This is a genomic window from Kibdelosporangium aridum (assembly GCF_900176515.1).
GTDB classification, from domain to species: Bacteria; Actinomycetota; Actinomycetes; order Mycobacteriales; family Pseudonocardiaceae; genus Kibdelosporangium; species Kibdelosporangium aridum.
The window spans coordinates 668027-693278 of record NZ_FWXV01000005.1 but is presented as its reverse complement, the minus strand read 5'-3'; the positions used below and the strand labels follow the sequence as shown (position 1 = coordinate 693278).

Sequence of the window (25252 nt, the reverse complement as noted above, 5' to 3'; positions counted from 1 at the left end):
CTTGAAACCGGATGGTACATGCCCGTACCGTCGGAGCGGTACGCGCATGTACCACGGCGGGAAGGAAACCGATGACGCTCCCTCCAGGCCCCACCGCTCCGCGCATCGTCCAAGGCCTCTACGCGTGGACCAAGCCGCAGCGCGGGATGCGGCGGCTGCGTGAGCGCTACGGCGACGCGTTCGCCATCAACGTGCCGATCTTCGGCCGGGCCGTGGTGATCAGCGATCCCGCCCAGATCAAACAGGTCTTCACGACCGGCACCGACGTGCTGGACAACATCGACCGTGACCTTGGCCGGGTGCTCGGGCCCGGCTCGATGTTCGCGCTGCGCGGGGAGAACCACCAGAAGCAGCGCAAGCTGCTGGTTCCGCCGTTCCACGGCCGCCGTCTGGTCGCATACGAGAAGATCATCGAAGAGGAGACTGTCCGCGAACTGGCATCCTGGCCGGAGAACCAGCCGTTCCCGGTGCTGCCGTCGATGATGCGGATCACCCTCAACGCCATCCTGCGCGCGGTGTTCGGCGCCGAGGGTGCCGAGTTCGACGAACTGCGCGAACTGCTGCCCAAACTGGTCGCCCTCGGCTCCAAGTTGGCCGTCATGCCCTTCCCCCAAGGAAAGTGGGGCCCCTGGCGCAAGTTCTGGGCCATGCGCCGCGAGTACGACGCGATCATCGAGCGGCTGATCGCCAAGGCGGACGACCTCGACGGACGCGACGACGTCCTGGCGATGATGCTGCAGAGCCGCTACGACGACGGCTCGCCGATGAGCCACAGCGACGTCGCCGACCAACTGCTCACGCTGCTGGCTGCCGGGCATGAGACCACGGCGACGACGCTGGCGTGGGCAGTCGAGCGCCTTCGCCGTCACCCATCGGTCCTGAATGACCTGGTCGCGGAAGTGGACGCGGGCGAAAAAGCGCTGCGTGAAGCGACAATCCTGGAAGTACAGCGGATCCGCCCGGTCATCGACCTGGTCGGCCGCCAAGTCAAGGCCGACAGCATGCGATTGGGCCCGTGGACGCTGCCCAAGGGATACACGATCATCGTGAGCATCGCGCTGATCCACGTCAACCCGGCCGTGTTCCCGAACCCGCGCACCTTTGACCCGAACCGCTTCCTGGACAAGAAACCCGACTTCTACCAATGGATCCCGTTCGGCGGCGGCACCAGGCGCTGCCTCGGTGCCGCGTTCGCGAACATGGAGATGAACGTCGTGCTGCGCACCATGCTGCGTGATTTCACGGTGCTGCCCACCGCGGAGCCGGGCGAGCGCTGGCACTCCCGCGGCGTGGCCAACGCTCCGGAACAAGGCGGCCTCGCGATCGTGCGCCGCCGGGTCACGTCATCCCAGTCACCGGTCCAGACCAGCACCGCGGGAGCCCAGCCGTGAACACAGTGGACGTCGGACGCGGAATTTCCCTTGCCTACGAACAGTTCGGCGACGAGTCCGCCGAGCCGTTGGTGTTGATAGCCGGGCTTGGCATGCAACTGCACAGCTGGCCGACGGTGTTCTGCGAACAACTGGCCGACCGTGGCTATCGCGTCACCCGGTTCGACAACCGTGACGTCGGCGAATCGACGCACATGCGGTTCCGGCCGTCCAGTCCGATCGCGACCGTTATGCGCCGCTGGCCCGCGCAGCAGTACGACCTCACCGACATGGCCACAGACACCGTCGGCTTGCTCGATGCGCTCGGCTACGAATCGGCGCACCTCGTCGGAGTGTCGATGGGCGGCATGATCGCGCAGACCGTGGCTGCCCTGAACCCACAACGCGTCCGCACTCTCGTCTCGATCATGTCCACGACCGGCGCCCGCCGCGTCGGCCGCCCCGCACTGTCCACATGGCTGCTGATGGCAGGCACACCCGGACGAACACGGCAGGAAGCGATCGACCGGTCCATCCGGATATTCCGGCACATCGGGTCGCACGGGTTCCCGTTCGACGAGACATGGGTGCGCGAACAGGCCGGGGCGGCCTGGGATCGCGATCCGTCGCCCAGTGGCGTGGCCAGGCAGCTCGCGGCGATCTTCCGCTCAGGCGACCGGACGAAGCTGCTGCGCCGGATCACCGCGCCCACGCTGGTGATTCACGGTGATCGCGACCGGATGGTCAATCCGACCGGTGGCGCTGCGACGGTTCGGGCGATCACGGGTGCGCGGCTGGAAACTGTGCGAGGTCTCGGCCACGACTTGCCAACGGGGGCCTGGCCGGTGTTGCTTGATCTCATCGACAAGCACGTCGGCAGGAGGACTGATGCGTCAACTTCCTAAGCTCACCGGCCGTCCCGTGATAATCACCGGCGCCGCCTCGGGTATCGGCCGGAGCTTGGCCCAGCGACTGTCCCGGTTGGGCTCACCGGTGGCGATCGCCGACATCAACGAGACCGAACTGGAGAAGACCGCGGCCTCGCTGTCCGGGCCGGTGCTCACGCGGGTGATGGACGTCAGCGACGCTGCCGACCAGCGGCGGTTCGCCGAGGAAGTCCGTGAGTGGCTGACGGCTCCGTTGGCGGCGGTGTTCAACAACGCGGGGGTGGCGACATCGTCGCGAGTCATCGACGCCATTCCCGAGGACGACGACTGGCTGCACAACATCAATTTCCACGGCGTGGTCAACGGCACGCGCGCGTTCCTGCCGATACTCGTCGAGCAGGACGAGGGCGTCATCGTGAACACCTCAAGTGTGTTCGGGTTGCTCGGCATGCCGACGCAGAGTGCTTACTGTGCCTCGAAGTTCGCCGTCCGCGGCTTCACCGACTCGTTGCGCCAGGAACTCCGCGGCACCGGTGTGAGCGCGGTCAACGTGCATCCCGGCGGGATCGATACGAACATCGTCCGCAATGGACGGTTCCCGGTTGATCCGGAAGGCCGTGGCCGGACAAAAGAAGTGCTGGCCGCCCAGTTCCAGAACATCGCCATGACGTCGGCGGACAAGGCCGCGCAGATCATCCACCGCGGTGTCGAACGGGGCAAGGCCCGCATCCTGGTCGGCCCGGACGCGTACGTGTTCGATCTGCTCGCCAGGGTCGCGCCGACGCACTACTTCCCCTTACTGGCCCGCATCCAGGCCAAGATCCGGGCCCAACAGGAGGACTGCGAGTGACCACTGAGCATGTCGACGTGTTGATCATCGGTGCCGGCCTGTCCGGTATCGGTGCGGCGCACCACATCCACTCGGCGTTCCCACGCCGGACGTACGCGATACTGGAAGCCCGCGAAGCCATTGGCGGCACGTGGGACCTGTTCCGGTATCCCGGGGTGCGCTCGGACTCCGACATGCACACCCTCGGCTACCGCTTCCGGCCGTGGACCCAGGCGAAGTCCATCGCGGACGGGCCGTCGATCCTCGAGTACATCAGGCAGACCGCGGCCGACGCGGGCATCGACCGGCACATCCGGTTCAGCCACCGGGTGGTCAAGGCGTCATGGTCCACTGAGGAGTCGAAGTGGACGGTCACGGCCGAGCACGACGGCAAACAGGTCGAGCTCACCACATCGTTCCTGTACCTGTGCACGGGCTACTACCACTACGAAGCCGGCCACACACCGGAATTCCCCGGGATGTCACAGTTCGGCGGCACGGTGGTCCATCCGCAGCACTGGCCCGCGGACCTGGACTACAAGGGCAAGAAGGTCGTCGTGATCGGCAGCGGCGCGACCGCCGTGACGCTTGTTCCGGCGATGGCCTCCGACGCCGAGCACGTAACCATGCTCCAGCGCTCCCCCTCGTACATCGCTACGATGCCGGGTGAGGACAAGATCGCCAACAGGCTGCGCGAGCTGCTGGGCAACCGCCGCGCGTACTCCATCACCCGATGGAAGAACGTCGCCGTGGCCACCCTGATCTACCAGCTCAGTCGTCGCCGCCCCGGTCTGGTGAAGTCCCTCCTGCGCAAGGCTGCCGCCAGGCAACTGCCACGCGACTACGACATCGACACCCACTTCACCCCGCGTTACCAGCCCTGGGACCAGCGACTGTGCCTGGCCCCGGACGGTGACATCTTCCGCGCGATCCGCCGGGGACGGGCCTCGGTGGTGACCGGTCACATCCGGGAGTTCACGCCGACCGGGATCCGCCTCGAGTCAGGGTCCACAGTGGATGCCGACATCGTGGTCACCGCGACCGGGCTGCGCCTGCTGGTCTTCGGCGGCATGCGGCTGATCGTCGACGGCGATGACGTGAAGCTGCCGGAGACCATGGCGTACAAGGGAATGATGCTCAGCGGTGTGCCCAACTTCGTGTTCACCATCGGCTACACCAACGCCTCGTGGACGCTGAAGGCCGACCTGGTCAGCGAGTACGTGGTCCGTCTCCTGCGCCATATGGACGCCCACGGCTACTCCCGGTGCGTGCCGACCAACGACGACCCGACCGTGACCGAGCAGCCGTTGCTCGACTTCCAGGCGGGTTACGTGCTGCGCGCGATCCATGAGTTCCCGAAAGCCGGGTCCAGGGCACCCTGGCAACTCGGGATGAGCTACGCCCACGACGTCGTGAATCTACGCTTCGGAAAGATCGATGACGGCGCGATGCGATTCGCGAGAACCTGATCATACAAAGCCATTTGGCCCGCGCGAGGACTAACCACCCACCGTCACGCTGTGGTAAGAGTTGGCCATGGCCAGAGGTGTGGGGCCACTGACCTATATCACGGCGGCGGCGGTAACCGTGGCCATCGTGGCGATGGCGGCAGGTTCCCAGATCCGCTCGCCGGACGAAGTCGCACGGTCTCGGCAGGCTCCCGAACCATCGTTGATCACCGCGCCGGTGGAGCGGAAGGTGCTGAACAGCACGGTGGTCATCCGCGGTGACGTACGGCTGTCCAGCAGCACCGAAGTGCTGGCGGACTCCGGCATCGGCCCGGCGACGGGTTCGGGCGAGGCGGGCACCCCTGTCGTGACCGGCCGGGTCCCGGCCGAAGGAACGGAACTGAACGAGGGCGGCGTGGCCGTCGAAGTGTCCGGACGCCCGGTTCTGCTGCTGCGCGGTGACCTGCCGATGTACCGGTCGCTGCGTCCCGGTCATCGTGGCGCTGACGTGCGTCAACTGGAAGCGGCGCTGGCACGCCTCGGCCACAGTCCGGGCATTGTTGACGACCTGTACGACAACGCCACCGCACAGGCGGTCTCCGCGTGGTACAAGGCAAGTGGATACGAACCGGTCCAGCCCACGCCCGAGGAGCGGGAGCGCGTGGAAGCCGCACGCGGCGAGGTCAGCAGCGCCCGGGCAGCCAAGCGACAGGCCGATGCCGCGTTGGCACAGGCGAAAGCGCCTCCCGCGCCGTCGGCGTTGCGTGCCGCGAGGGACCAGGTCGAGCAAGCGGCAGGACAGTTGGAACTGGCCAAACAGCGGCGTACGGACGAGATCGCCAAGGCGCCACCAGAGGACAAGGAGCGTGTCCGCCTCGAACAGAACCTCCTGGTGCGGCAGGCGGAATCCCAGCTCGAATCGGCACAGGCGGCGCTCACCGAGCTGACGCGACCGCCCAACACAAGCAGCCAGCAGCAGGCCGTCACCGAAGCGCAGGCCGCGGTGCGCGACGCCGAGAACCGCTTGGCGGACATGGAAAAGGAGTACGGGGTCAGGCTGCCCAGGGGCGAGGTCGTGTTCGTGCCCGACCTGCCCCGCCGGGTCCAGGGCGTGAAGGCGGCCCTCGGCGCCCGGCCAGAAGGCGCGTTGATGACGTTGATCGGCGGCGAACCTCAGGTCGACGGTGAGCTGTCACCCGCGAACCAGCGCCTCGTCCAGGCGGGCGGCAAAGTGGAACTGGACGAACCAAGCCTCGGTGCCCCGGTGCCGGGTGAGGTGTCGTACGTCGCCGAACGCCCGGGGACCGACGGCGCAGCGGCCGGGATGCACCGGATCAGGATCCGGCCGACAGGCGGTGATCCCCGCGCGATGCTCGGTCTGAACGTGCGGGTGTCGATTCCGATCGCGTCAACCGAAGGCGCGGTCCTCGCGGTGCCCGTCAGCGCCCTCTACACCGCGTCCGACGGCAAGGTCCGGGTCCGTGTGGTGCGCGATGGGTCCATTGAGGACGTCGAGGTACAGCCTGGTCTGGTGGCCAACGGGTTCGCGGAACTGAAGTCGGTTGACGGCACGCTCCAGGCCGACGATCCCGTAGTGGTGGGTCAGCGGTGAACGAACCAGTCATCGAACTGCACGGAGTCACGCGCACGTTCGATGGCCCGGTGCCCGTGCTGGCGTTGCGGCCGGCGGATCTGGTGATCAGGGCGGGTGAGTACGTCGCGATCATGGGCCGGTCCGGGTCAGGCAAGTCGACCTTGATGCACCTGCTCGGCCTGTTGGACCGGCCGACGGCGGGCACCTACCTGCTCGGCGGGACCGATACGTCGGGCTTGTCGGACGTGCAGCGGACGCGGCTGCGCGGCCGGATGATCGGCTTCGTCTTCCAGGCCTTCCACCTGCTGGCACATCGGACCGTGGTAGCCAACGTGGAACTCGGCCTGATGTACAGCGGTGTCCCCCGAGCGGACCGCCACAAGCGGGCACGCGCAGTCCTCAGCCAGGTCGGGTTGTCCGACCGCGCCGACTTCTTCCCCACCACCTTGTCCGGCGGTGAACGGCAGCGGGTCGCGATCGCACGGGCTATCGCCACAAGACCTGCCTTGCTGCTGGCCGACGAACCGACCGGCAACCTGGACAGCGCCACCGCCGAATCGGTGCTCGAACTGTTCGACGAGCTCAACTCCACTGGCCTGGCGGTCATCACCGTCACACACGACGAGGCCGTTGCCGCGCACGCACAGCGTCAGGTCCGTATCAACGACGGCATGCTGACGGAGGTCACCTGATGCGCATCTCCGGCGCGCTCGACCTGATCTCCGAGGTGGCCGCGAGCCTGCGTGCCCGGCCGTCCCGGCTGGTGCTGACCACCATCGGCACGGTCGTCGGGACGGCCGCGATAGTCGCCACGCTCGGGCTCGCCGCCACGGCGGGCAACCACATCGTGACCAGGTTCGACGAGCTGGCGGCCACCGAAGTCGTCGTGGTGCCGGCCCGCTCCTCTGTGCCGAACGAGCCGCCCGTCAACATCCTGCCCTGGGACGCCGCCGCGAGGATCGACCGGCTCAACGGCGTGACCGCCGCGGGCACACTGACCAAATTGGACATAGGCACGCGTCGCGTTCGGACGGTCGAACTGGTCGACCCGCAAGCGGCCGCGGTATCGCAGATCCCGGTTGTGGCGGCATCGTCGGGACTTCTCGGTGCCGTGCGCGGCACGGTCGGCGCCGGGCGGTGGTTCGACGAAGGACACAACACGCGGGCCGATCGGGTTGCGGTACTTGGCAAATCAGCCGCGGAACAGCTGAACGTGAACCGGCTCGACGGCATGCCCGCTGTATTCGTCGGCGACGAGCTCTTCACCGTCATCGGCCTGCTGGACACCACCGAACGCGAGGCCTCGCTCACCGGGGCGGTGATCGTGCCAGACGGTGCCGCGCGTGCGGCGTTCGGAGTGGACCGGCCGGCGCAGATCGTTGTCGACACGGACATCGGCGCCGCACGGCAGGTCGCGGCCGAGACACCGTTCGCCCTCGCACCCGCGACACCCGAGCTGGTCGCCACCCAGGTCCCGGCCGACCCGCAGTTGGTCCAGGCGAGAGTCGCGTCCGACGTCCAGGCGCTGTTGCTGCTGCTCGGGGCGGTGTCCCTGGTCATCGGCGGTGTCGGGATCGCCAACATCACGTTGGTCTCGGTGCTGGAGCGGCGCGCGGAGATCGCACTGCGCCGGAGCCTCGGCGCACGCAGACGGCAGATCGCCGCCCAGTTCCTCGTCGAATCGGGCGCGACCGGGCTACTCGGCGGCGTACTCGGATCCGCGCTCGGCGTTGTCACGATCGTCCTGGTCGCGTGGGCCAAGACGTGGACTCCCGTGCTGTACCCGTGGCTGCCCGTGGCCGGTGTGGCGTTCGGCGCGCTGATCGGCCTGTTGGCGGGCACCTATCCGTCCATCAGAGCAGCCCGATTGGAACCCGTCGCGGTACTGCGCGGCGAATGACATGTGGCCCGTACCACTTTTTGACGAATTTCTTGATCAACCGATAACTTCGGGAATTGTTCACCGTTATTGACCGACACGTGCACGGTGATCAATTTTCTGGGTGGATTCAAGAGGGGTTGAACACAATGAGGTTCGTTCGAAGACTCGGGCTGCGCCTCGCCATGGTTCTCGCTCTGCTCGCTTCGGGCATGGTGATTGGAATGGCGACACCGGCGCAAGCGGCGTGCAGCGGCGTCGGCAGCCCGGACACGATCACAAGATTCGAGGGCGGTCGCGAGGTCGCGCGGGAGTGGGCGCGCGAGAACTGTGACAACAACAGGGTGTACCGAGGATATATCAACGACTCGGCCAACGACGGCCACTGTGCACTCGCACAGTATCAGGATGGAAGCTACTTCGGTACGCAAGGAACCGACTGCACGACCAATGGTTCCGCGGCGGCATACAGCTTCTGGGACCAAACCGGCAACAGTTCCGCACAAGTGCGGATTTGCTCGGCCTCATGCGGCGTATGGTGGAACACGTGGGGCTACTGATCACCAATTGATTCGACACCGATCACGATGAAATGACCATCATGAAACATGCTGTCGCACCTCGAAGGCTGCTCAGCCTGGTTGCCCTTGCGCTGCTCGGTGCGACCGCGTGCACCGGTGGGGGAGGCACAGGATCCTCCCCCACCGGGCCGGGCATCGCGCAGGACGAACGGACCTCGCTGTCCAAGCAGATGGAAGCGGCCCGCACGGCCGATCCGGCCAAGGACAAGGAGCGGGTCGACGACTACAACCACAAACACCAGAAGGCTGTCGCCGACTGCATGCGCCAGAAGGGCTTCGCCTACGAACCGTTCGTCCCGAACGTGCCGGGCCCGGTGGGCAGCGGTCTGAGTCCCGAGCAGTTCACTCAGCAGTACGGCTACGGCATCGCCACCAGGATCGACGCCGTCGAAATCGCGTCGTCGCAGTCCGGCGCACTACCGCAAGCCGACCCCAACACGGCGATCCGCAGCCGCCTTTCGGAGCAGCAGAAAGCGGCATACGACACCGCACAGGGCGAATGTTTCACCCTCGCGAACAAGACCATTCCACTGCCGCCGGGAAACATCAGGGCTTCCGGCGACAGCGCGAAGATCCTCGACGAAGTCCAGAAACAGGTCGACAACGACCCCCGCGTACTCGAAGAGACCAAGAAATGGTCGGGTTGTGTCGCGGGTCAGGGATTCACGGCGGCCAGCCCGAAGGAACTCCAGGGCGAAGTCGAACGCCGCGCGGCACCTTTCCGTGAAGCCTATGAAAACGCACGCGGCGCGCTCAAGGATCAGAACGCGAGAAACGCTCTGAAACTGAAAGACGTGCTGAGCCCGCAACAGGAGCAGGAACTCGCCGCCGTGCAGCGCTTCGAGCTGACCGCGGCCGCGGCCGACAAACGTTGCGGCGTGAATCTCGCCGCGGTACGGGATGCCGTGCTCAAAGAGAAAATCGAACAGAACCTCGGCCCCAAGTAATTCGCACCCGCGGAACTGTGTCTACAGTGACAGTGTGGACGCTGCTGTGGCTCTGGAGTTGTTCTCGGAGGTACGCCCGCGCCTGTTCGGCATCGCGTACCGGATGCTGGGCAGCGCGCTCGACGCGGAGGACCTGCTGCAGGAGGTCTGGCTGCGCTGGCAGAACTACGACCACGCCGAGGTGAAGAACCCCGGAGCTTTCCTGGCGACAGTCACCACCAGGCTGGCGATCAACGCGGGGCAGACGGCGCGAGCACGGCACGAGACGTACGTCGGGCCGTGGCTGCCCGAACCCGTCGACACCGCGGCGGACCCGCAATTGGGCGCGGAGCGGGACGCGGCGGTCGAGTTCGCCGTGCTGATCCTGCTTGAGAAGCTCACGCCCACCGAACGGGCCGCGTACGTGCTGCGCGAGGCCTTCGACTACCCGTATCCGCAGATCGCCGAGATCATCCAAGTGAGCGAAGCGTCAGCACGTCAGCTGGTCAGCCGGGCGCGCAAACACCTCGCCGCAGAGCGCAGGGCGCCGGTCAGCCGTGCGGAACAGCAGCGGTTGCTGCAGGCGTTCGTCGCTGCTGCGAAGACCGGGGACCTGGCCAAACTGGAGGAACTGCTCGCCGAGGACGTCGTGAGCTACGCCGACAGCAACGGCGCGGTCCGCGGCGCGTCCAGGGTTCCGCTGCTCGGCAGGCCAGTGGTGGCGAAGGTCATCAAGGCCTTCTCGAACACCTTCTGGATCGGCGTGGACATCACGTGGGCGGAGGTCAACGGCCAGCCGGCGGCCGTACTCAGGCGAGACGGCCACATCTACGGCGTACTCAGTATCACCGCGTCGGAAAGCGGCATCGACCAGCTGCTTTGGATGATGAACCCGGAGAAGCTGGCCGCCTTCGCCTGAGGTTGTCACAAACCTCGAACCGGTCTTGTCATAGCTGGTGACCCGCTCCGACACAGCGAGACACCAGCGAAAGGCACACCATGAAGATCGTCGTCATCGGCGGATCCGGCCTGATCGGCACCAAGGTCATCGCCAACCTGACCAGCCACGGTCACGAGGCCGTGGCGGCATCGCCCCAGTCGGGGGTGAACACCCTCACCGGCGAAGGCCTCAAGGAGGCCCTCGTCGGCGCGGACGTCGTCCTCGACGTCTCCAACTCACCGTCGTTCGCCGACGACGACGTGATGAACTTCTTCACGACCTCGACGGAGAACCAGCTCACCGCCGAGCAGGAGACCGGCGTCCGCCACCACGTCGCGCTGTCGATCGTCGGCGCCGACCGGCTGCCCGACAGCGGCTACCTGCGGGCCAAGGTCGCGCAGGAGAAGCTCATCAGGGATTCGGGTGTCCCGTTCACCATCGTTCGCTCCACCCAGTTCTTCGAGTTCGGCAAGGCCATCGCCGACTCGGCGACCCAGGACGGCGTCGTGCGCCTGTCCGACGGCGCGGTTCAGCCGATCGCGTCCGACGACGTGGCCAGGATGGTCGCCAAGGCCACCGTGGGCGCGCCGCTGAACGGCATCTTCGAGATCGGCGGGCCGGAGAAGTTCGGGATGGCTGAATTCGCCCGCAAGGCACTGGCTCGCGTCAACGACCCGCGTGAGGTCGTCTCCGACCCGGCCGCGCCTTACTTCGGCACGCTCATCCACGAAGAGCTGGTGCCGGGTCCCGACGGCCATCTCGCCGAGACCCGGTACGAGGACTGGTCGGCGAAGAACTAGCTCAGCTTGGGCGCGCTGTTGTACGCCTCGGCCAGCAGACGGGGATGGCTGACCGAGCGTTGCGGGTTGATCGTGACTGTCCGGCTTTCCCCCGGCAGCAACCAGAAGTAGTTGTCGCCGTACAAGGTCGGCAGTACACGATCAGTCCCGTTGCGTTCCCGCAGCGACAGCCGGACCATCGCGGCCACGGTCTTGCCCGTGTTGCGGATGGTTGCCGAGTATCCGTCCCTTGTGGAGTCCAGGCTCACCGAGAGTTGCGTGTACGACAGCTGGTTGAGCGCGCGCATCGACGTGTCGGTGCGGTAGCGCCAGTACATGTTCTCGGAGATGACCGCGCCTCGCGCGTCGGTCATGGTGAGGCGCAACAGGTGGAAGGCCGGGTGGGCGTCCTCGAACGGCACGGTGAACGCGGACGTGGTCGACGTCGGGGCGACGTCCAGCTTCTGCTCCTGTGGCGCGCCAATGGGTTTGCCGTCCAGTCCGTGTAGCTGCGCCTTGACCGTCACACCGGTCAAGGCCGTTCCCGTGTGGTTGACGGCCATCACCTGCCAGGTCTGCGGGTTGGCTTGAATGTGCCGTTGTTCGCAGCCCTTCCGGGAGCCGTAGTAGCTGCCGTTGACGTCCATGTCGTAGTCGTAGGTCTGCCAGACCGTGCTGTGCCACGCCGGGTGGGACATCCACAGCAGGACGCCGGTGGCGTCGTTCCACAGCTTGGAGTTCCACGCCTCGAAGATGGCGCGCATGCTCTCGTAGTTGACGAACTGGGCTTTGCGGCAGAACTCGGCCAGGCTGGTCGACGGTGCGAGCCTGGCGTCGATCGCAGCCTGGTAGCCCTGCGGCTGCTGGTTTCCGTTCGTCGACCAGTCGTGCATGTACCACGCGGCACCGATCGGCCAGCCGGGTTCGCCCGGGCCGACCAGGTTGCGCATGCTCTCCACAGTGGACACCGTCGGCAGGCCGATCTCGCTCCAGAAACCGGCTTTGCCGCCCGTTGCCTCGCCGGTGAAGTAATGGCGCGGGTCCACCCAGCGGTAGGTGCCGTCGCCGGTGATCGCGCCGCTCGCCGAGTTGGGCTGGTACAGCATGTCGGTGTTGCTCGTGACAATCTCGCGCAGCACCTTGTCGACGTCCGAGGGTGGGCTGCCTTCGTTGCACCCGAACCACACGGTCGCGCAGGCGTGCGATCGGTAGCGCAGCACAGTGTCCTTGGTCTGCGCGAAGAACGTGTCGTGGTTGGCCGGATCGTAGGACCAGCCGAGCCAGAACTCGTTCCACAGCAGGATTCCGTACTTGTCGCATGCTTGGAACAGCTCTTCACGGTAGGAGGAGCCGACCCAGTTGCGGATCAAGGTGAAGTTCATGTCCCGGTGCAGCGCCACGGCGGCATCCACGCGTGCGGCGGGCATCCGGCGCAGCAGCTCGTCCCAGCCCCAGCTGCCGCCACGGGCGAACACCTTGACCCCGTTGACGATGATGATCAGTGGCTTGGGCGCGTTGTCCACTGAGGAGACATCGGTCCAGGTCTGGCCGTCCTGGGAGACCTGGATCTTGAAGGTCGCCGCGTAGGCCGTCTCCCATGTCAGGACGACCCGGTCGAAGGAGACCACCGCGCCGAGATCGACCTGCACGTACTCGTTGTCCTGGTAGTTCGAGGTCCAGCGGGTCCCAGGATTGCCGTCGAAGGCGTTCCCGGGCGCAGTGCCGTCGGCTGAGGACGACGCGGTGGCGGTTTTGTTCAACGCGAGGTCGGTATCCGCGGCTTTGCTGTCCACGACGGACATCGACCACAACGAGAATCCCCAGCTGGTGGCGCGCTTACCACCCTGCATGCGGACGTACCGGGCCTGCTGTGGCGCGAAGTCGACCTTCTGCTCGGCGCGGCCGTCGACGATCGTGATCGGCAGGTCGTACTGGTACTGGATGTGCCGCAGCCCGATCTTCTGTGTCTTGCGGTCGCTGACCGTGCTGCCGATCGCCGCCGTGATGGTCAGGTCGTGCAGAGTCGGGTCGCCGTAGCCGTTGGGCCACCACAGCTTGGGGTTCTGGATCCGCAACTGCGAGTGCGTGGCAGGCGCGAACACGACCGCGACTTCCTGCCCGGCGGGCACGGTCACGGTAGAGCTGACCTTGATTCCGTCGAACGCCGCCGTCACGGTCGTGCGCTGCGCGGTCGGAGCGACGTTGCGGACCGGGACAGTCATGGTGACTTCAGCCGTGGACTGGTTCGGCAGGACGGTGTCGATGCGCAGGTCACCGACCACGATGGCACCGGTCGACCGCAGGCGGACATGGTTCCAGATGCCCGAAGCACGGTCGCGGACCGCGGGCATCCAGTCCCATCCGGACGCCGCCAGATACGTGGGTGAGTTCTTGAACATCGTGGTGTTGGCGCTGACCCACGCCTCACCACGTGGCCCCTTGTCACCAGGGCTGCCCGGATACGGCATCGGCGAGATCTTCACGGCGAGGTTCTGGTCGCCGGTGCGGCGCAGGGCGGCGGTCACGTTCAGCGCGGACCGGCCGAACGGCGACACCATCGAGCCGATTTTGGCTCCGTTGAGCCAGAATTCCGCCTCGTGGTTGATCCCGTCGAACTCCAGCCACACGTAGCGGCCCGCGCCGGTGTCCAGACCGCGCGGCACGCTGAACGTGCGCCGGTACCACCAGGCGTGCCGGGACAGCGCCTCCGGGATCTTCAGGTTGTTCATGCCGTACACCGGGTCCGGCAAGTGGCCCTGCTCGACGAGCGAGGCGAGCACAGTGCCCGGCACGGTCGCGGGCACCCAGCCACGCGTGTCGACCGACGGGCCCGACAGCACCGCGCCGTCGGAGCTGGGCGCGAAGTCCTGCATGGTCAGCACCCAGCCGGACTCGATCGGCACGGACCCGTCGGGCGCCACGACCAGTGCGGGCGGGTTGTCATGGTCCCGGATCGGCCAGTTCGTCCAGCCGCGCACCGCGGGCCGGTTGTCCCTGGTCGTCCCGTACACCTGGAAGCCGTTGAGGCCCAACGGGTTGGTCGTGGACCGGCGCGATGCCGAGAACCGCACCCAGCGGGTGCGGACGCTCGGCGTCAGCGGGATCGTGACCACTCCCCCGGCGCCGGACTCGGTCCGGTAGACCGTCCGCCAGGTCCGGCCGTCCTCCGAGACGTCCAGGTCGAAGATCGTGGCATAGCTGGACTGGATCTCGTCGCCCAGCGTCCTGTCACGCGCGCCGTTGGCGTCGAACGGGCCGTCGCCGGGCTTGGCCTCGAAGGTGAGCACGACCGAGCTGACGTCACAGCGGCCCTGCAGGTCGACGATGATCCACTGCGAGTCACCCTGGGCCGCGCGCCAGCCTGAACCCCGCACACCGATCTGCGCCAGACCGTCCACAGCGAACTCGGCCGGTGTCGCGGCGTAGTCAGTCGACGAGACAGTCACCGGACGGAACAGTGCGAGGTCAGTGACGGCTTGCGCCTCGAGGACGTCCGGGGCCGCGGTCGCCACACCCGGCAGCATGGTGGTCAGGCCGAAACCGGCGAGCAGACCGGTTCCGGTAGTCAACACCTGACGTCGGGAAACACCGCCGCCGTTGTCGTGCGCCATTGCGAGCTCCGATCAGATCCCCTGACAACGTTGCCAGGTAGCTTCTGCGGCGCAGGCGTCAAGGTCAAGACGACAAAGTGGACAAGAATTTCTCCTGCCGACATCGATGTCAGTCCAAACTGGACATTTCGGGCCAAGGTGGCAGAAGTATGCCACGCGCCTCACGTGATGTACTGCGCGACTCCGTTGCCGAACGACCAATCCGTTGACTGGTTTTCAACGAGATTCACCACCACGTTGCGCGGTTCGACGTCGGCGTACTTCTCGGCGAGTTCGGCGATCCGCTTGTACAGCGCCACCTTCTGCTCGGTCGTCCGGCCGGACCGGAACGTGACGGAGACGAAGACGATGCCGTCATCCCGTTGCACGCCAAGATAGCCACTGTCGTAGCGGATCATGCTGCGAACACCGTCGTGGCTTGTCAGAACCTGGAACACATCGTCGGCCGGGATGCCGATCGCATCCACCATCGCCTCGTGGACAGCTCGTCCGAGCGCCTCGAGTCGGTCATTGTCGGCGTGTAACGCGTCAATCCGGACGAACGGCACGTCAGTTCCTTTCCGCGGAGACATGAGCAGCAAGCAGACCGAGGGCACCGTCGATGGCATGGGCATACACGTCGGCCGATCCGGCGGCCCGCGCCAGCACGTAACCGCCTTGCAGAACCGCGACCAACGCGGTCGCCGTCGCCCGAGGGTCCAATCGGGAATCGAGATCTTCGGCAAGCAGCGCCGCGATCCGATCGGTCAACCAGGCGAACGTGACTTCCACCGGCTTTCGCAGGGCCTCGTCGGCCATCACGTCAGGGTCCTGCGTCAGCCGGCCGACCGGACAGCCCTTCAGCGCGTCCCGTTCTCGCCGCAGGTAGGTCGTGATCCGGTCCAACGCCGTGCCTCGCTGGCTGAAAGCGGCCTCGGCCCGGTTCCGCAACTCCTCGGCGTTCCGGCTGATCGCGGCGAGGGCCAGGTCAGGCTTGCCGCTGAAGTGGTGGTACATGCTGCCCTGGCCCGCACCCGCGCGCGCCTGGATCGCTTTCGGGCTCGTCCCGACGTAGCCGCGTTCCCACAACAGTTCGCGAGTGCTCTCGATCAGCCGTTCCCTGGTGTCCACAACCGCAGTGTACATACTAGTAGGTACAGAGTGCACGGCATAGTGCCGGATTGTTGATGCCGCAGGTCAACGGCCATTTCGTGGGTTTGCGACGGCCAGGGCGGACCGAGAATCCTGATCAGCCATGAAGCTGAAACTCGAGGTTCTGGTGCTGCCGGTGTCCGATGTGGACGTCGCCAAGGCGTTCTACGAGGGACTGGGCTTCCGGCTGGACGCCGACTTCCCGGTGAGCGACAAGGAGTTCCGGGTGGTGCAGCTGACCCCGCCCGGCTCGGAGTGCTCGATCATCTTCGGTGACGGTGTCACGACCGCCGAACCGGGATCGGTCCAGGGCCTGCATCTGGTCGTCGACGACATCGTGGCGGCCCGCGACGAGCTGGCCGGGCTGGGCCTCGACATCTCCGAGGTCTTCCACGACGCTGACGGTGTGTTCCACCACGCGGGCACCGGCAACCGTGTCAGTGGCCCGCATCCGGCGCGTGCCGACTACGGTTCATTTGCCTCCTTCAGCGACCCCGACGGCAACGGCTGGGTCCTGCAGGAGGTGAAAGTCCGTGCTCCCGGACGATGACGTGACCGACGTCCTGTTGGTCGTGCTCAAGAAGACGGCCGCGGCGCACGGCGAGTACGAGGAAACACATCTGGGTGGCGAGTACGACGAGGAATGGCCAGAGTGGTACGCGGAGCACATGACGCAGACGCTGCGCGAATCCGGCTACCGGATCGTCAGATCGTCGGACTGAGAAGAGGGACGCTACGTGTACGACCTCATCGTGTTGGGCGCCGGAGCGGTCGGCGAGAACGTCGCTGACCGTGCCGTTCAGGGTGGGCTGACCGTCGCCCTCGTCGAGCATGAGCTCGTCGGCGGTGAGTGCTCGTACTGGGCATGCATGCCGTCGAAGGCGCTGTTGCGCTCCGGTGCTGTCCTGCGCGCGGTTCAGCACGTTCCCGGCGCCGCCGAGGCCGTGACCGGAAAGCTGGACGTGCAGGCCGTCCTTGCTCGCCGCAACTCCTTCACCCACGACTGGAACGACGACAGTCAGGCTGAGTGGGTAGCGAGCGCGGGCATCACGCTCGTGCGCGGGTTCGGCCGGCTGACCGGCACCAAGGAGGTCACGGTCACCGCGTCGGACAGATCCGAGACCGTGCTGACAGCCCAGCACGCCGTCGCGATCGCCACGGGTTCGGACGCGTTCATCCCGGACATCGACGGCCTGCGCGCCGCGAAACCGTGGACGAGCCGTGACGCCACCAGCGCCCGGCAGACGCCGGACGGCCTCGTCATCATCGGAGGCGGCGTGGTCGCGACCGAGATGGCCACCGCGTACGCCGGGTTCGACACGACCGTCACGTTGATCTCCCGCGGCGGCTTGCTCAGCGGAATGGAACCGTTCGCCGGCGAGATGGTCACCAAGGCACTGCGTGATCTCGGCGCGACGGTGCTGCTCAACACCGAGACCAAACGCGTGCAGCGCAACGAAAACGGCGTTGTGGTCGAGACCGGTGACGGTTCGGTGATCACGGCGAGCGAGGTCCTCGTGGCGACCGGCCGGACCCCGCGGACCCAGGACATCGGCCTGGAAACCGTGGGCCTGACGCCGGGCAAGTGGCTGGAAACCGACGACACACTCCTGGTCCCCGGCTTCGACTGGTTGTACGCCGTCGGTGACGTCAACCACCGGGCTCTGCTCACCCACCAAGGCAAGTACCAGGCCAGGGCGGCGGGTGACGTCATCGCGGCACGTGCGAAGGGTAAGCCGGTGTCCGCTGATCCGTGGGGTACGCACGTCGCGACCGCCGACCATGAGTCGGTGCCCCAGGTGACATTCACCGACCCGGAGGTGGCGTCGGTGGGTCTCACGGCGGACGCCGCGGCGAAGGCGGGCTACAACAACATCCGCGTCGTGGACTACGAGATCGGCAACGTCGCGGGCGCGAGCGTGCACGCCGACGGGTACGAGGGCAAGGCGCGGATGGTCGTCGACGAGGATCGCTCGGTCATCCTCGGCGTGACGTTCGTCGGCCCGGACGTCAGCGAACTGCTGCAGGCGGCCACCTTCGCGGTTGTCGGCCAGGTGCCGATCGCCCGGCTGTGGCATGCCGTGCCCGCGTACCCGACGATGAACGAGATCTGGCTGCGCTTGCTCGAAACCTATGGCAGGCCGCGTGGTTGAGCCGTTCCGTATCGCGGTTCCCGAGGAGGATCTGACCGAGCTCAGGACGAAGCTCAGGTCGACGCGCTGGCCCGAGCGCGAGACGGTCGACGACTGGTCGCAAGGTGTTCCGCTGAACTACCTGCGCGAGCTCTGCGAGTACTGGGTCGGGCAGTACGACTGGCGGGCGACCGAGGCGAGGCTGAACGCGATACCGCAGTACCGCACGGACATCGACGGCCTTGGTATTCACTTCCTGCACGTCCGCTCGCCGGAGCCGGACGCGGTGCCGTTGGTGCTCACGCACGGCTGGCCCGGCTCGATCATCGAGTTCGAGGAGGTGATCGGGCCGTTGGCCGACCCGGTCGCGCACGGCGGCCAAGCCAAGGACGCGTTCCACGTCGTCTGTCCGACCCTGCCTGGCTTCGGCTTCAGCGACCGCCCGGCCGGGCGCGGATGGGGCATCGGGAAGATCGCCGAGGCCTGGACTGTCCTCATGCGACGATTGGGCTACGAGAAGTTCGGGGCAGCCGGCGGCGACTGGGGCACGAGCGTGTCGGCCGAAATCGCCAGGCTGCACCCGGAAAGCCTGATCGGCATGCACCTCGTCCCACCGCTCGCACCGCCCGATCCGGACACAGTGGACGATTTGACCGACCGGGAGCGAGCCGCCCTCGCGACGTTGGAGTACGCCGCTGAGTGGGAATCGGGGTACTCGCGGGTGCACGCGACCCGGCCGCAGACGGTCGGCTATGGACTGGTCGACTCCCCTGCGATGCTGTGCGCGTGGATCGTCGAGAAGTTCTGGGCGTGGACCGACTGCGACGGCCATCCGGAGAACATCTTCAGCAAGGACGCGTTGCTGGACAACCTGATGTTCTACTGGCTGCCCGGCACTGGCGCCTCCTCCGCCCGGCTGTACTGGGAAAGCATCCGTGACGTGGACGAGTGGATCACCGGGACTGTGACCGAGACCATCGACGTGCCGACCGGGTGTTCGGTGTTCCCCAAGGAGATCCAGCGGCCGTCCCGGCGATGGGCCGGGAAACGGTTCACTGACATCCGTTACTGGAACGAGCCCGCGAAGGGCGGTCACTTCGGCGCGTTCGAACAGCCCGACCTGTTCGTCGAGGACCTCCGGGCCTTCTTCGGCACGGTACGACCGTGACCATTTAGGACAATTCGCCAATGGTGCGGCGTCTGGCAGACTTTGCTGGTGCGGGTTTCCACAGGGGTGCTCGACCGGCCACGCAGTCTGGCCGTGCCGGGCGGCAGGAAAGCACGCCGTCAGGTATGGCCGTTTGGTCTTGTTGCGGCGGGTTTCGGGGTTGTCGCGGCGTTGTCCGCTGTCCAGGTGGCGTTGCCGAGCTGGGTCCGGCCCGCGGCGCACGTGATGACCCACTACGGCAGGTTGCACTGCGGGTTCTTCGCGATCGTGCTGCTTGTCGTGGCGCATGGGTTGCTGCGACGCAGAAAGGCCGCGTACTGGATCGCGCTCGTGTTGGCAGCGTGCGGAGTTCTCGCCGCGGGACGCAGTTTACTCGCTCTGCTGCTCGTGATCGGCGGCGTGACGCTCGCCATACGGCGCTCGTCGTTTCCCGCTGTGCCAGACCCAGCGCGAATTCGTGGCGCCACGGTGTCCAGCTTGGCAGTCCTGGCAGTTGGCGGGATCTACGACGGCATCGTCCACGGACACCGCGAGCTGCAACTGGACCTCGGCTCGTTGATCGTGCTCGGCGTGAGCGTCGCGTTGGCTGTGTTGCTGGCGCCCGCACCTGCGCCGAAGCCTGGCGACGAGGCGACGCGTGACCGCGTGAAGGATCTGGTCGCGCATCCGTCGGCGGACACGCTGGCCCCGTTCATGCTTCGCCGCGACAAGGCTTACGTCTTCAGCCGCGATGGCCGCGCAGTGCTGGGATACCGGGTACTGTTCGGTGTCGCTGTGGTGGGTGGGGATCCAGTGGGCTCCTCCGGTTCCTTTGCAGACGCCGTCAACGAGTTCGTCCGGCTCTGCCAACGATCCGGTTGGCGCCCGGCCGTGCTGGGGATGCGCGACGAGCTCGCGCCGCTGTGGCATCGGCATGGCCTGCGTACTGTGGGCATCGGCGACGAGGTCATCCTGGACGTCACCCGCTTTTCCCTGGACGGACGGGAGATGCGCAATGTCCGCCAGGCGGTCCAGCGCACGTACAACGCGGGCGTGACGACGACTGTCGTGCGTGAGGACGAACTGTCTCCTGAGCTTCGCGCGGAACTCGCCGACGTGTCTGCCCAGTGGCTCAACGGGTCACGGGAACGCGGGTTCTCGATGATCCTGGACGAGCTGCTCACCGGAGCGCATCCGGACTGTGTTCTGGTGATCGCCCGTGACTGTGACCATGTGGTCGGCTTCCAGCGCTACGCTCCCGCAGGCCCGGCGCTGTCGCTCGACTCGATGCGCAGAGACCGTCACGGCCCCAACGGCTTGAACGAGCGCATGATCGTCGACCTGGTGACGTACGCGCGTGTCCACAATGTCCAGACCGTCTCGCTGAACTTCGCCGCGTTCCGTACGTTGATCGACGCGGGCGATGAGCGCACCGGCCTCGCGAAGCTCGGCTATTGGGCGATGCACCGGCTCGACCCGTTGATCCAGGTCGAGTCGCTCTACCGGTTCAACGCGAAGTTCCGGCCCGGTTATCTGGCCCGTGGTGTGGCGTTCCCGTCGTGGGCCACCATCCCGATCATCGCGGCCGCGATGATCGGGATGGAGTTCACCCACATCAAGAGCGTCAGTCCAGCAGATCCTCGATCATGATCGGGATGTGCCGCACGCGGATGCCGGTGGCGTTGTAGATCGCGTTCGCCACGGCCGCCGCCATGCCGACGACCCCGATCTCGCCGACTCCCTTGGCCCCGGACGGGTTGTGCAGCGTGTCCGGGTACTGGACGAAGTGGACATCCACCTCCGGGATGTCCGCGTTCACCGGCACCAGATAGCCGGCCAGGTCGGCGTTGGCGAACCGGCCGTTCGCCTCGATGTCGAGGCTCTCGTGCAGCGCCGCCGAGATGCCCCAGATCATGCCGCCCATGATCTGGCTGCGTGCCACCTTCTCGTTGATGATCCGGCCCGCGTCGAACACGCCGAGCATCCGGGACACCCGGGCTTCACGGGTCCACTTGTGCACGCGGACCTCGACGAACTGGGCACCGAACGAGCTGAACGAGTGCTTGGTCGTCTCCTCACCCGGCGCCGACGACCCGGTCGCGGAGATCGACATGCGGTTCGTCGCCCGCAGCAACTCGCCGAACGTCATCGACCGGCCGCCGGCGACCACCCGTCCGTCCTCATAGGACACTTCCTGTCCTTCGAACGGCGCCCCGGCGGACGTCGCCAGTGCGGTCAACTCGTCGATCGCCTGGGCAGCGGCGATCATGATCGCCGAGCTCACGCTCGCCGTGGCGGTCGACCCGCCGGACATGCCGCCCGGCGGCAGTACCGAGTCACCGAGCAGCGGCTTGACCTGGTCAGGCCCGATGTCCAGCGATTCGGCGCCGATCAAACCCATCACGGTCAACAGGCCGGTGCCAGGGTCGGCACCGCCGGTCGCGACCTCCGCGGTGTCGTCGTCCCGGAACGTGATCCTGATCGTCGTCGGGAATCGGCCCGCCGGGAACATGGCCGTGGCCATGCCCATTCCGACCAGCCAGTCGCCGTCCTCACGACCACCCGGCGAACGGCTCGCCCAGCCGAAGCGGTCCGCGCCGATCCGGTAGCACTCGTCGAGGTACTTGCTGGACCACTTCAGATCGTGCCCGCTCGGCCCGGTCGAGTTGTTCCGCAGACGCAGCTCGATCGGGTCCATGTCCAGTGCGATGGCCAGTTCGTCCATCGCACTTTCCAACGCGAACGACCCTGGTGCCTCACCCGGCGCCCGCATGAAGGTCACCGGCGGGACGTTCAGCGGTACCCGCCGCTGGGTGATGGCCAGGTTCTGGGTGGCGTACCACTCAGGTGACGTGGAGTGCGAGGTCGGTTCGGTGAAAGCCCGGTCGAGGCCGGTGCTGGACCACGAGTCGTGCCGGACCGCGATCAGCGTGCCGTCCCGCTCCGCACCGAGCGCGACCTTCTGGATGGTCCCGGCCCGGCCCGCGGTGGCGGTGAAGACCTGTTCCCTGGTCAGCGCCGACTTGACCGGTCGGTCCAGGTCTCGCGCCGCCGCTGCGGCAAGGAACGCGGGAGCGGACGCGAACGCCTTGCCACCGAACGCTCCACCGACGAACGGGTTCACCACCCGGACTCGCGCTTCCTCCACGCCCAGCGCCTGGGCCAGTTGCGCGGCCGGGAACATGGCTGCCTGGTTTCCGGTGTAGACAGTCAGGCCATCGGCGTCCCAGACGGCGACAGCCGAATGCGGCTCCATCGCGACATGGTGCTGCGTCGCGGTCGAGTACGTGCCCTCGACGACGACCGGACTCGCCGCCAATGCGTCCTCAATGGACTCCACACCGTCGGCGAGCGCGGTGATCTCGGGCGGGGCGTTCCGCGGCGGCACCGGCGCCATCTCGGCGGTGTCCATGCCGTCCTCGATCGAGGTCGCCGCGGGCCGCTCGGCGTACGTGACCTCGATGGTCATCGCCGCGTCCCGTGCCTGTTCGAACGTTTCCGCGACCACGAAACCGATCGGCTGGCCGTGGTAGATGACTTCCTTGTCCTGCAAAGGAACCCACCACTCGCCGCCGAACATCGGCATCTGGACCGGCTGCATCACCAGTGGCTCGAGCGGGGTGTACACGGCGATCACGCCGGGCGCGTTCCTGGCCGCGGTGACGTCCATGGCCGTGATCTCGCCGTGGGCGATCGTGCTCACCACGACATAGCCGTGCACTGTGCCCGGCACGACGTTGTCCGCGCCGTACTTGGCCCGGCCGGTGACTTTCAGCGGGCCGTCAACCCTGCTGGGCATCAGCGACTCCCCTCGATCAGTGCCCGCACGACCGTCCGCCGCACCAACGCCGGTTTGAAGCTGTTGTGCGTCAACGGCTTTGCCCCGTCGGCCGCGATCGTCGCGGCTTCTTCGAAAGACTCGACGGTCGCGGGCTTGCCACGCAGCGCGTCCTCGACAGCCCTCAGCCGCCACGGCTTGGTCGCCACGCCACCGACAGCCACACGAACGTCAGCAACGCGCCCGTCCTGGATGTCCAAGGCGACTGCCGCGGAGCACAGCGCGAACTCATACGACTGCCGGTCACGGACCTTGACGTACGTCGACCGCTGCGCCCAGTCCAGCTCCGGCACCACGATCTCGGTGATCAACTCCCCAGGGCGGAGATCGTTCTCGACCTCTGGCGTGTCCCCAGGAACGCGGTAGAAGTCGTCGAGCTTGACCGTCCGCGTGCCTGCCGCGCTGGCCAGCGTGATCTCCGCGTCCAGTGCGACCAGTGCAACGGCCACGTCACTGGCGTGCGTCGCCACGCACGAGTCGCTCGTGCCCAGGATCGCGTGCATCCGGTTGATCCCGGAGATGGCCGAACATCCACTGCCTGGATTGCGCTTGTTGCAGGGCGTGTTCACGTCCCGGAAGTACGTGCACCTGGTGCGCTGCAACAGGTTTCCGCCAATGCTGGCCATGTTGCGCAGCTGCTGTGACGCGCTCTGCAGCAGCGCGCTGGCGATGACCGGGTACACGCCGGGGTGTTTGGCGATGTCGCTCATGCGCTCCAGTGCACCGATGCGCACGCCGTCGCTCGTGTCGATGCCGCGCAGCGGCAACGCGTTGATGTCCAGGACGTGCTGTGGCGTCAGGACATTCAGTTTCATCAGGTCGACAAGCGTGGTACCGCCTGCCAGGAATGTGCCCTCTGTGGCCAGTGCGGCCTCGACGGTGTCGGGTGCGGTGAGCTCAAACGGTCGCATCGGCCCGCCTTGCCTGCTCGACGGCAGCGACGATGTTCGGATACGCCGCGCACCGGCAGATGTTGCCGGACATGAACTCGCGCACGTCCTCGACGTCCTGCTCGACCGCGGCGACAGCTGACATGATCTGGCCAGATGTGCAGAACCCGCACTGCAGCGCGTCCTGGTCGACGAACGCCTGCTGAACCGGGTGCAGATCGTCCCCGTCAGCCAGTCCGTCCACCGTGGTGACCTGCTGTTTCACCGTCGCGGCCAGCGTGAGGCACGAGAGCACGGGCCGCCCGTCCACGTGGACCGTGCATGCGCCACACTGGCCACGGTCGCAGCCCTTCTTGGGACCGGTTATCCCGAGCCGCTCACGTAACGCGTCCAGCAGTGTGACGCCGGGATCGACGCTCAGCTGTTCTTTCTTGCCATTGACTTCGAGAGAAATGTCCACCAGATCTCTTTTCCCAGATGGGCGAGAGCGAACCGGATATCTATCCGGTCTTGCCGACGCTACCGGATTCTTATCCGGTTGGCAACGTGCTGAAGATGCACCAGGTCCGGGCGTGTGTGGGCTACATTTCCCACTGCAAGATTTTTCAGTGCAAGGCAGCAGGCGACCGCCGGGAGGGACGATGACCACGGGATCCGTGAGTCCTCGGCGCGCGGACACCCGGCGCAACAACGAGCGCATCATCGCCGCGGCGAAAGAGTCGCTGACCACCAGCGGCGAGGTGTCGTACAACGCGATCGCCAAGAAGGCCGAAGTCGGCGTCGGCACCGTGTACCGGCACTTCCCCACTCCCGAGTCGCTGATCCTGGCGGTCTACCAGCGCGAGGTGCACAACCTCGTCGAAGCGGTGCCGGCACTGCTCAAGGACAACCCGCCGGAGCAGGCGCTCCGCAAGTGGATCGGCCACGTGGCCGGATACCTGATGACCAAGCGAGGCCTCGCGTCGGCCATGCAGGCGGCGACCACCTCGCACGCCGAGTTCGCCGCCAAGTCCTACGAGGCGATCCTCAGCGCACTGTCCACACTGCTCGACGCCAACGCCGAAGCCGGGACGATCCGGCCGGGGCTGGACCCGTCGACGGTGATGCAAGCATTGGGCGGGATGATGTTCCTCGACCCCAACGGCGATTGGGAAGGCGACACCCAGCGGCTGTTCGACTTGCTGTGGCTGGGCTTGCGCGCCTGCTGAGCGACTCCAGCAGTTCCAGGCCCGCTGATCGACACGGTCCACATTAGACTGCCGGTTGAGGC

The 25252-nt window shown here is 66.6% G+C and carries 23 protein-coding genes; 17 read left to right on the top strand and 6 right to left on the bottom strand.

Going from position 1 to position 25252, the window contains the following annotated elements:
• Window positions 1–71 precede the first annotated feature (71 nt).
• The 11 genes from B9C43_RS30505 to B9C43_RS30455 all read left to right on the top strand — a co-directional run bounded on the left by B9C43_RS30505 (window position 72) and on the right by B9C43_RS30455 (window position 11254).
• A complete protein-coding gene (locus tag B9C43_RS30505; RefSeq protein ID WP_235038926.1) occupies window positions 72–1391 on the top strand; it encodes a cytochrome P450 in 1320 nt (439 codons plus the stop codon).
• Complete coding sequence (locus tag B9C43_RS30500) at window positions 1388–2275, top strand: alpha/beta fold hydrolase (RefSeq protein WP_235038925.1); 888 nt, start codon at window positions 1388–1390, stop codon at window positions 2273–2275. Before B9C43_RS30505 ends, B9C43_RS30500 begins: the two co-directional genes overlap by 4 nt.
• Window positions 2259–3107 (top strand): SDR family NAD(P)-dependent oxidoreductase, encoded by an 849-nt coding sequence (locus tag B9C43_RS30495; RefSeq protein WP_084430343.1) that lies wholly within the window; start codon window positions 2259–2261, stop codon window positions 3105–3107. The genes B9C43_RS30500 and B9C43_RS30495 overlap by 17 nt, the downstream gene beginning before the upstream one ends.
• Window positions 3104–4555 (top strand): flavin-containing monooxygenase, encoded by a 1452-nt coding sequence (locus B9C43_RS30490; protein ID WP_084430342.1) that lies wholly within the window; start codon window positions 3104–3106, stop codon window positions 4553–4555. Before B9C43_RS30495 ends, B9C43_RS30490 begins: the two co-directional genes overlap by 4 nt.
• A gap of 67 nt (window positions 4556–4622) precedes the next feature.
• Window positions 4623–6146 (top strand): peptidoglycan-binding protein, encoded by a 1524-nt coding sequence (locus B9C43_RS30485; RefSeq protein ID WP_084430341.1) that lies wholly within the window; start codon window positions 4623–4625, stop codon window positions 6144–6146.
• Complete coding sequence (locus B9C43_RS30480; protein WP_084430340.1) at window positions 6143–6820, top strand: ABC transporter ATP-binding protein; 678 nt, start codon at window positions 6143–6145, stop codon at window positions 6818–6820. The genes B9C43_RS30485 and B9C43_RS30480 overlap by 4 nt, the downstream gene beginning before the upstream one ends.
• A complete protein-coding gene (locus B9C43_RS30475; RefSeq protein ID WP_084430339.1) occupies window positions 6820–8028 on the top strand; it encodes an ABC transporter permease in 1209 nt (402 codons plus the stop codon). The genes B9C43_RS30480 and B9C43_RS30475 overlap by 1 nt, the downstream gene beginning before the upstream one ends.
• A gap of 128 nt (window positions 8029–8156) precedes the next feature.
• Window positions 8157–8567 (top strand): hypothetical protein, encoded by a 411-nt coding sequence (locus B9C43_RS30470; protein WP_143446690.1) that lies wholly within the window; start codon window positions 8157–8159, stop codon window positions 8565–8567.
• Between the two features lie 41 nt (window positions 8568–8608).
• Window positions 8609–9535 (top strand): hypothetical protein, encoded by a 927-nt coding sequence (locus B9C43_RS30465; protein ID WP_143446689.1) that lies wholly within the window; start codon window positions 8609–8611, stop codon window positions 9533–9535.
• Between the two features lie 34 nt (window positions 9536–9569).
• Window positions 9570–10433 (top strand): RNA polymerase sigma-70 factor, encoded by an 864-nt coding sequence (locus B9C43_RS30460; protein ID WP_235038924.1) that lies wholly within the window; start codon window positions 9570–9572, stop codon window positions 10431–10433.
• A gap of 80 nt (window positions 10434–10513) precedes the next feature.
• Window positions 10514–11254, top strand: a complete 741-nt coding sequence (locus B9C43_RS30455; RefSeq protein WP_084430336.1) for an SDR family oxidoreductase — start codon at window positions 10514–10516, stop codon at window positions 11252–11254.
• Here B9C43_RS30455 and B9C43_RS30450 read toward each other — a convergent pair.
• The 3 genes from B9C43_RS30450 to B9C43_RS30440 all read right to left on the bottom strand — a co-directional run bounded on the left by B9C43_RS30450 (window position 11251) and on the right by B9C43_RS30440 (window position 15954).
• Window positions 11251–14844, bottom strand: coding sequence for a discoidin domain-containing protein (locus tag B9C43_RS30450; protein ID WP_084430335.1), 3594 nt, complete (start codon window positions 14842–14844; stop codon window positions 11251–11253). The two genes, B9C43_RS30455 and B9C43_RS30450, sit on opposite strands and share 4 nt — an antisense overlap.
• Window positions 14845–15005: 161 nt before the next feature.
• Window positions 15006–15392, bottom strand: coding sequence for a tautomerase family protein (locus B9C43_RS30445; protein WP_084430334.1), 387 nt, complete (start codon window positions 15390–15392; stop codon window positions 15006–15008).
• Between the two features lies 1 nt (window position 15393).
• Window positions 15394–15954, bottom strand: a complete 561-nt coding sequence (locus B9C43_RS30440) for a TetR/AcrR family transcriptional regulator (protein ID WP_200825744.1) — start codon at window positions 15952–15954, stop codon at window positions 15394–15396.
• A 124-nt stretch (window positions 15955–16078) separates the two neighbouring features.
• Here B9C43_RS30440 and B9C43_RS30435 point away from each other — a divergent pair, with 124 nt between their 5' ends.
• From B9C43_RS30435 to B9C43_RS30415, 5 genes are read left to right on the top strand one after another with little or no spacing between them, the layout of a single operon-like run.
• Window positions 16079–16525: a VOC family protein gene (locus B9C43_RS30435; RefSeq protein ID WP_084430332.1), complete on the top strand. Its 447-nt coding sequence runs from the start codon at window positions 16079–16081 to the stop codon at window positions 16523–16525.
• Window positions 16509–16697: a cupredoxin domain-containing protein gene (locus tag B9C43_RS30430; protein ID WP_033381830.1), complete on the top strand. Its 189-nt coding sequence runs from the start codon at window positions 16509–16511 to the stop codon at window positions 16695–16697. Before B9C43_RS30435 ends, B9C43_RS30430 begins: the two co-directional genes overlap by 17 nt.
• Before the next feature lie 15 nt (window positions 16698–16712).
• On the top strand, window positions 16713–18128 hold the full coding sequence (locus B9C43_RS30425) for a dihydrolipoyl dehydrogenase family protein (protein WP_084430331.1): 1416 nt from the start codon (window positions 16713–16715) through the stop codon (window positions 18126–18128).
• A complete protein-coding gene (locus B9C43_RS30420) occupies window positions 18121–19275 on the top strand; it encodes an epoxide hydrolase family protein (protein ID WP_235038923.1) in 1155 nt (384 codons plus the stop codon). The genes B9C43_RS30425 and B9C43_RS30420 overlap by 8 nt, the downstream gene beginning before the upstream one ends.
• A 48-nt stretch (window positions 19276–19323) precedes the next feature.
• The gene (locus B9C43_RS30415) at window positions 19324–20904 is read left to right on the top strand and encodes a bifunctional lysylphosphatidylglycerol flippase/synthetase MprF (RefSeq protein WP_143446688.1); all 1581 of its coding nucleotides are present in this window, start codon (window positions 19324–19326) and stop codon (window positions 20902–20904) included.
• Here the strand turns inward: B9C43_RS30415 and B9C43_RS30410 are convergent.
• From B9C43_RS30410 to B9C43_RS30400, 3 genes are read right to left on the bottom strand one after another with little or no spacing between them, the layout of a single operon-like run.
• Entirely contained in the window at window positions 20879–23053 is a 2175-nt protein-coding gene (locus tag B9C43_RS30410) for a xanthine dehydrogenase family protein molybdopterin-binding subunit (protein WP_084430328.1), read from the bottom strand. The genes B9C43_RS30415 and B9C43_RS30410 overlap by 26 nt on opposite strands.
• Window positions 23053–24003, bottom strand: coding sequence for an FAD binding domain-containing protein (locus B9C43_RS30405; RefSeq protein WP_084430327.1), 951 nt, complete (start codon window positions 24001–24003; stop codon window positions 23053–23055). The genes B9C43_RS30410 and B9C43_RS30405 overlap by 1 nt, the downstream gene beginning before the upstream one ends.
• On the bottom strand, window positions 23990–24442 hold the full coding sequence (locus B9C43_RS30400) for a (2Fe-2S)-binding protein (protein ID WP_033381824.1): 453 nt from the start codon (window positions 24440–24442) through the stop codon (window positions 23990–23992). Before B9C43_RS30400 ends, B9C43_RS30405 begins: the two co-directional genes overlap by 14 nt.
• 181 nt (window positions 24443–24623) lie before the next feature.
• Here B9C43_RS30400 and B9C43_RS30395 point away from each other — a divergent pair, with 181 nt between their 5' ends.
• On the top strand, window positions 24624–25190 hold the full coding sequence (locus tag B9C43_RS30395; RefSeq protein ID WP_033381823.1) for a TetR/AcrR family transcriptional regulator: 567 nt from the start codon (window positions 24624–24626) through the stop codon (window positions 25188–25190).
• The last annotated feature ends 62 nt before the right edge of the window (window positions 25191–25252 follow it).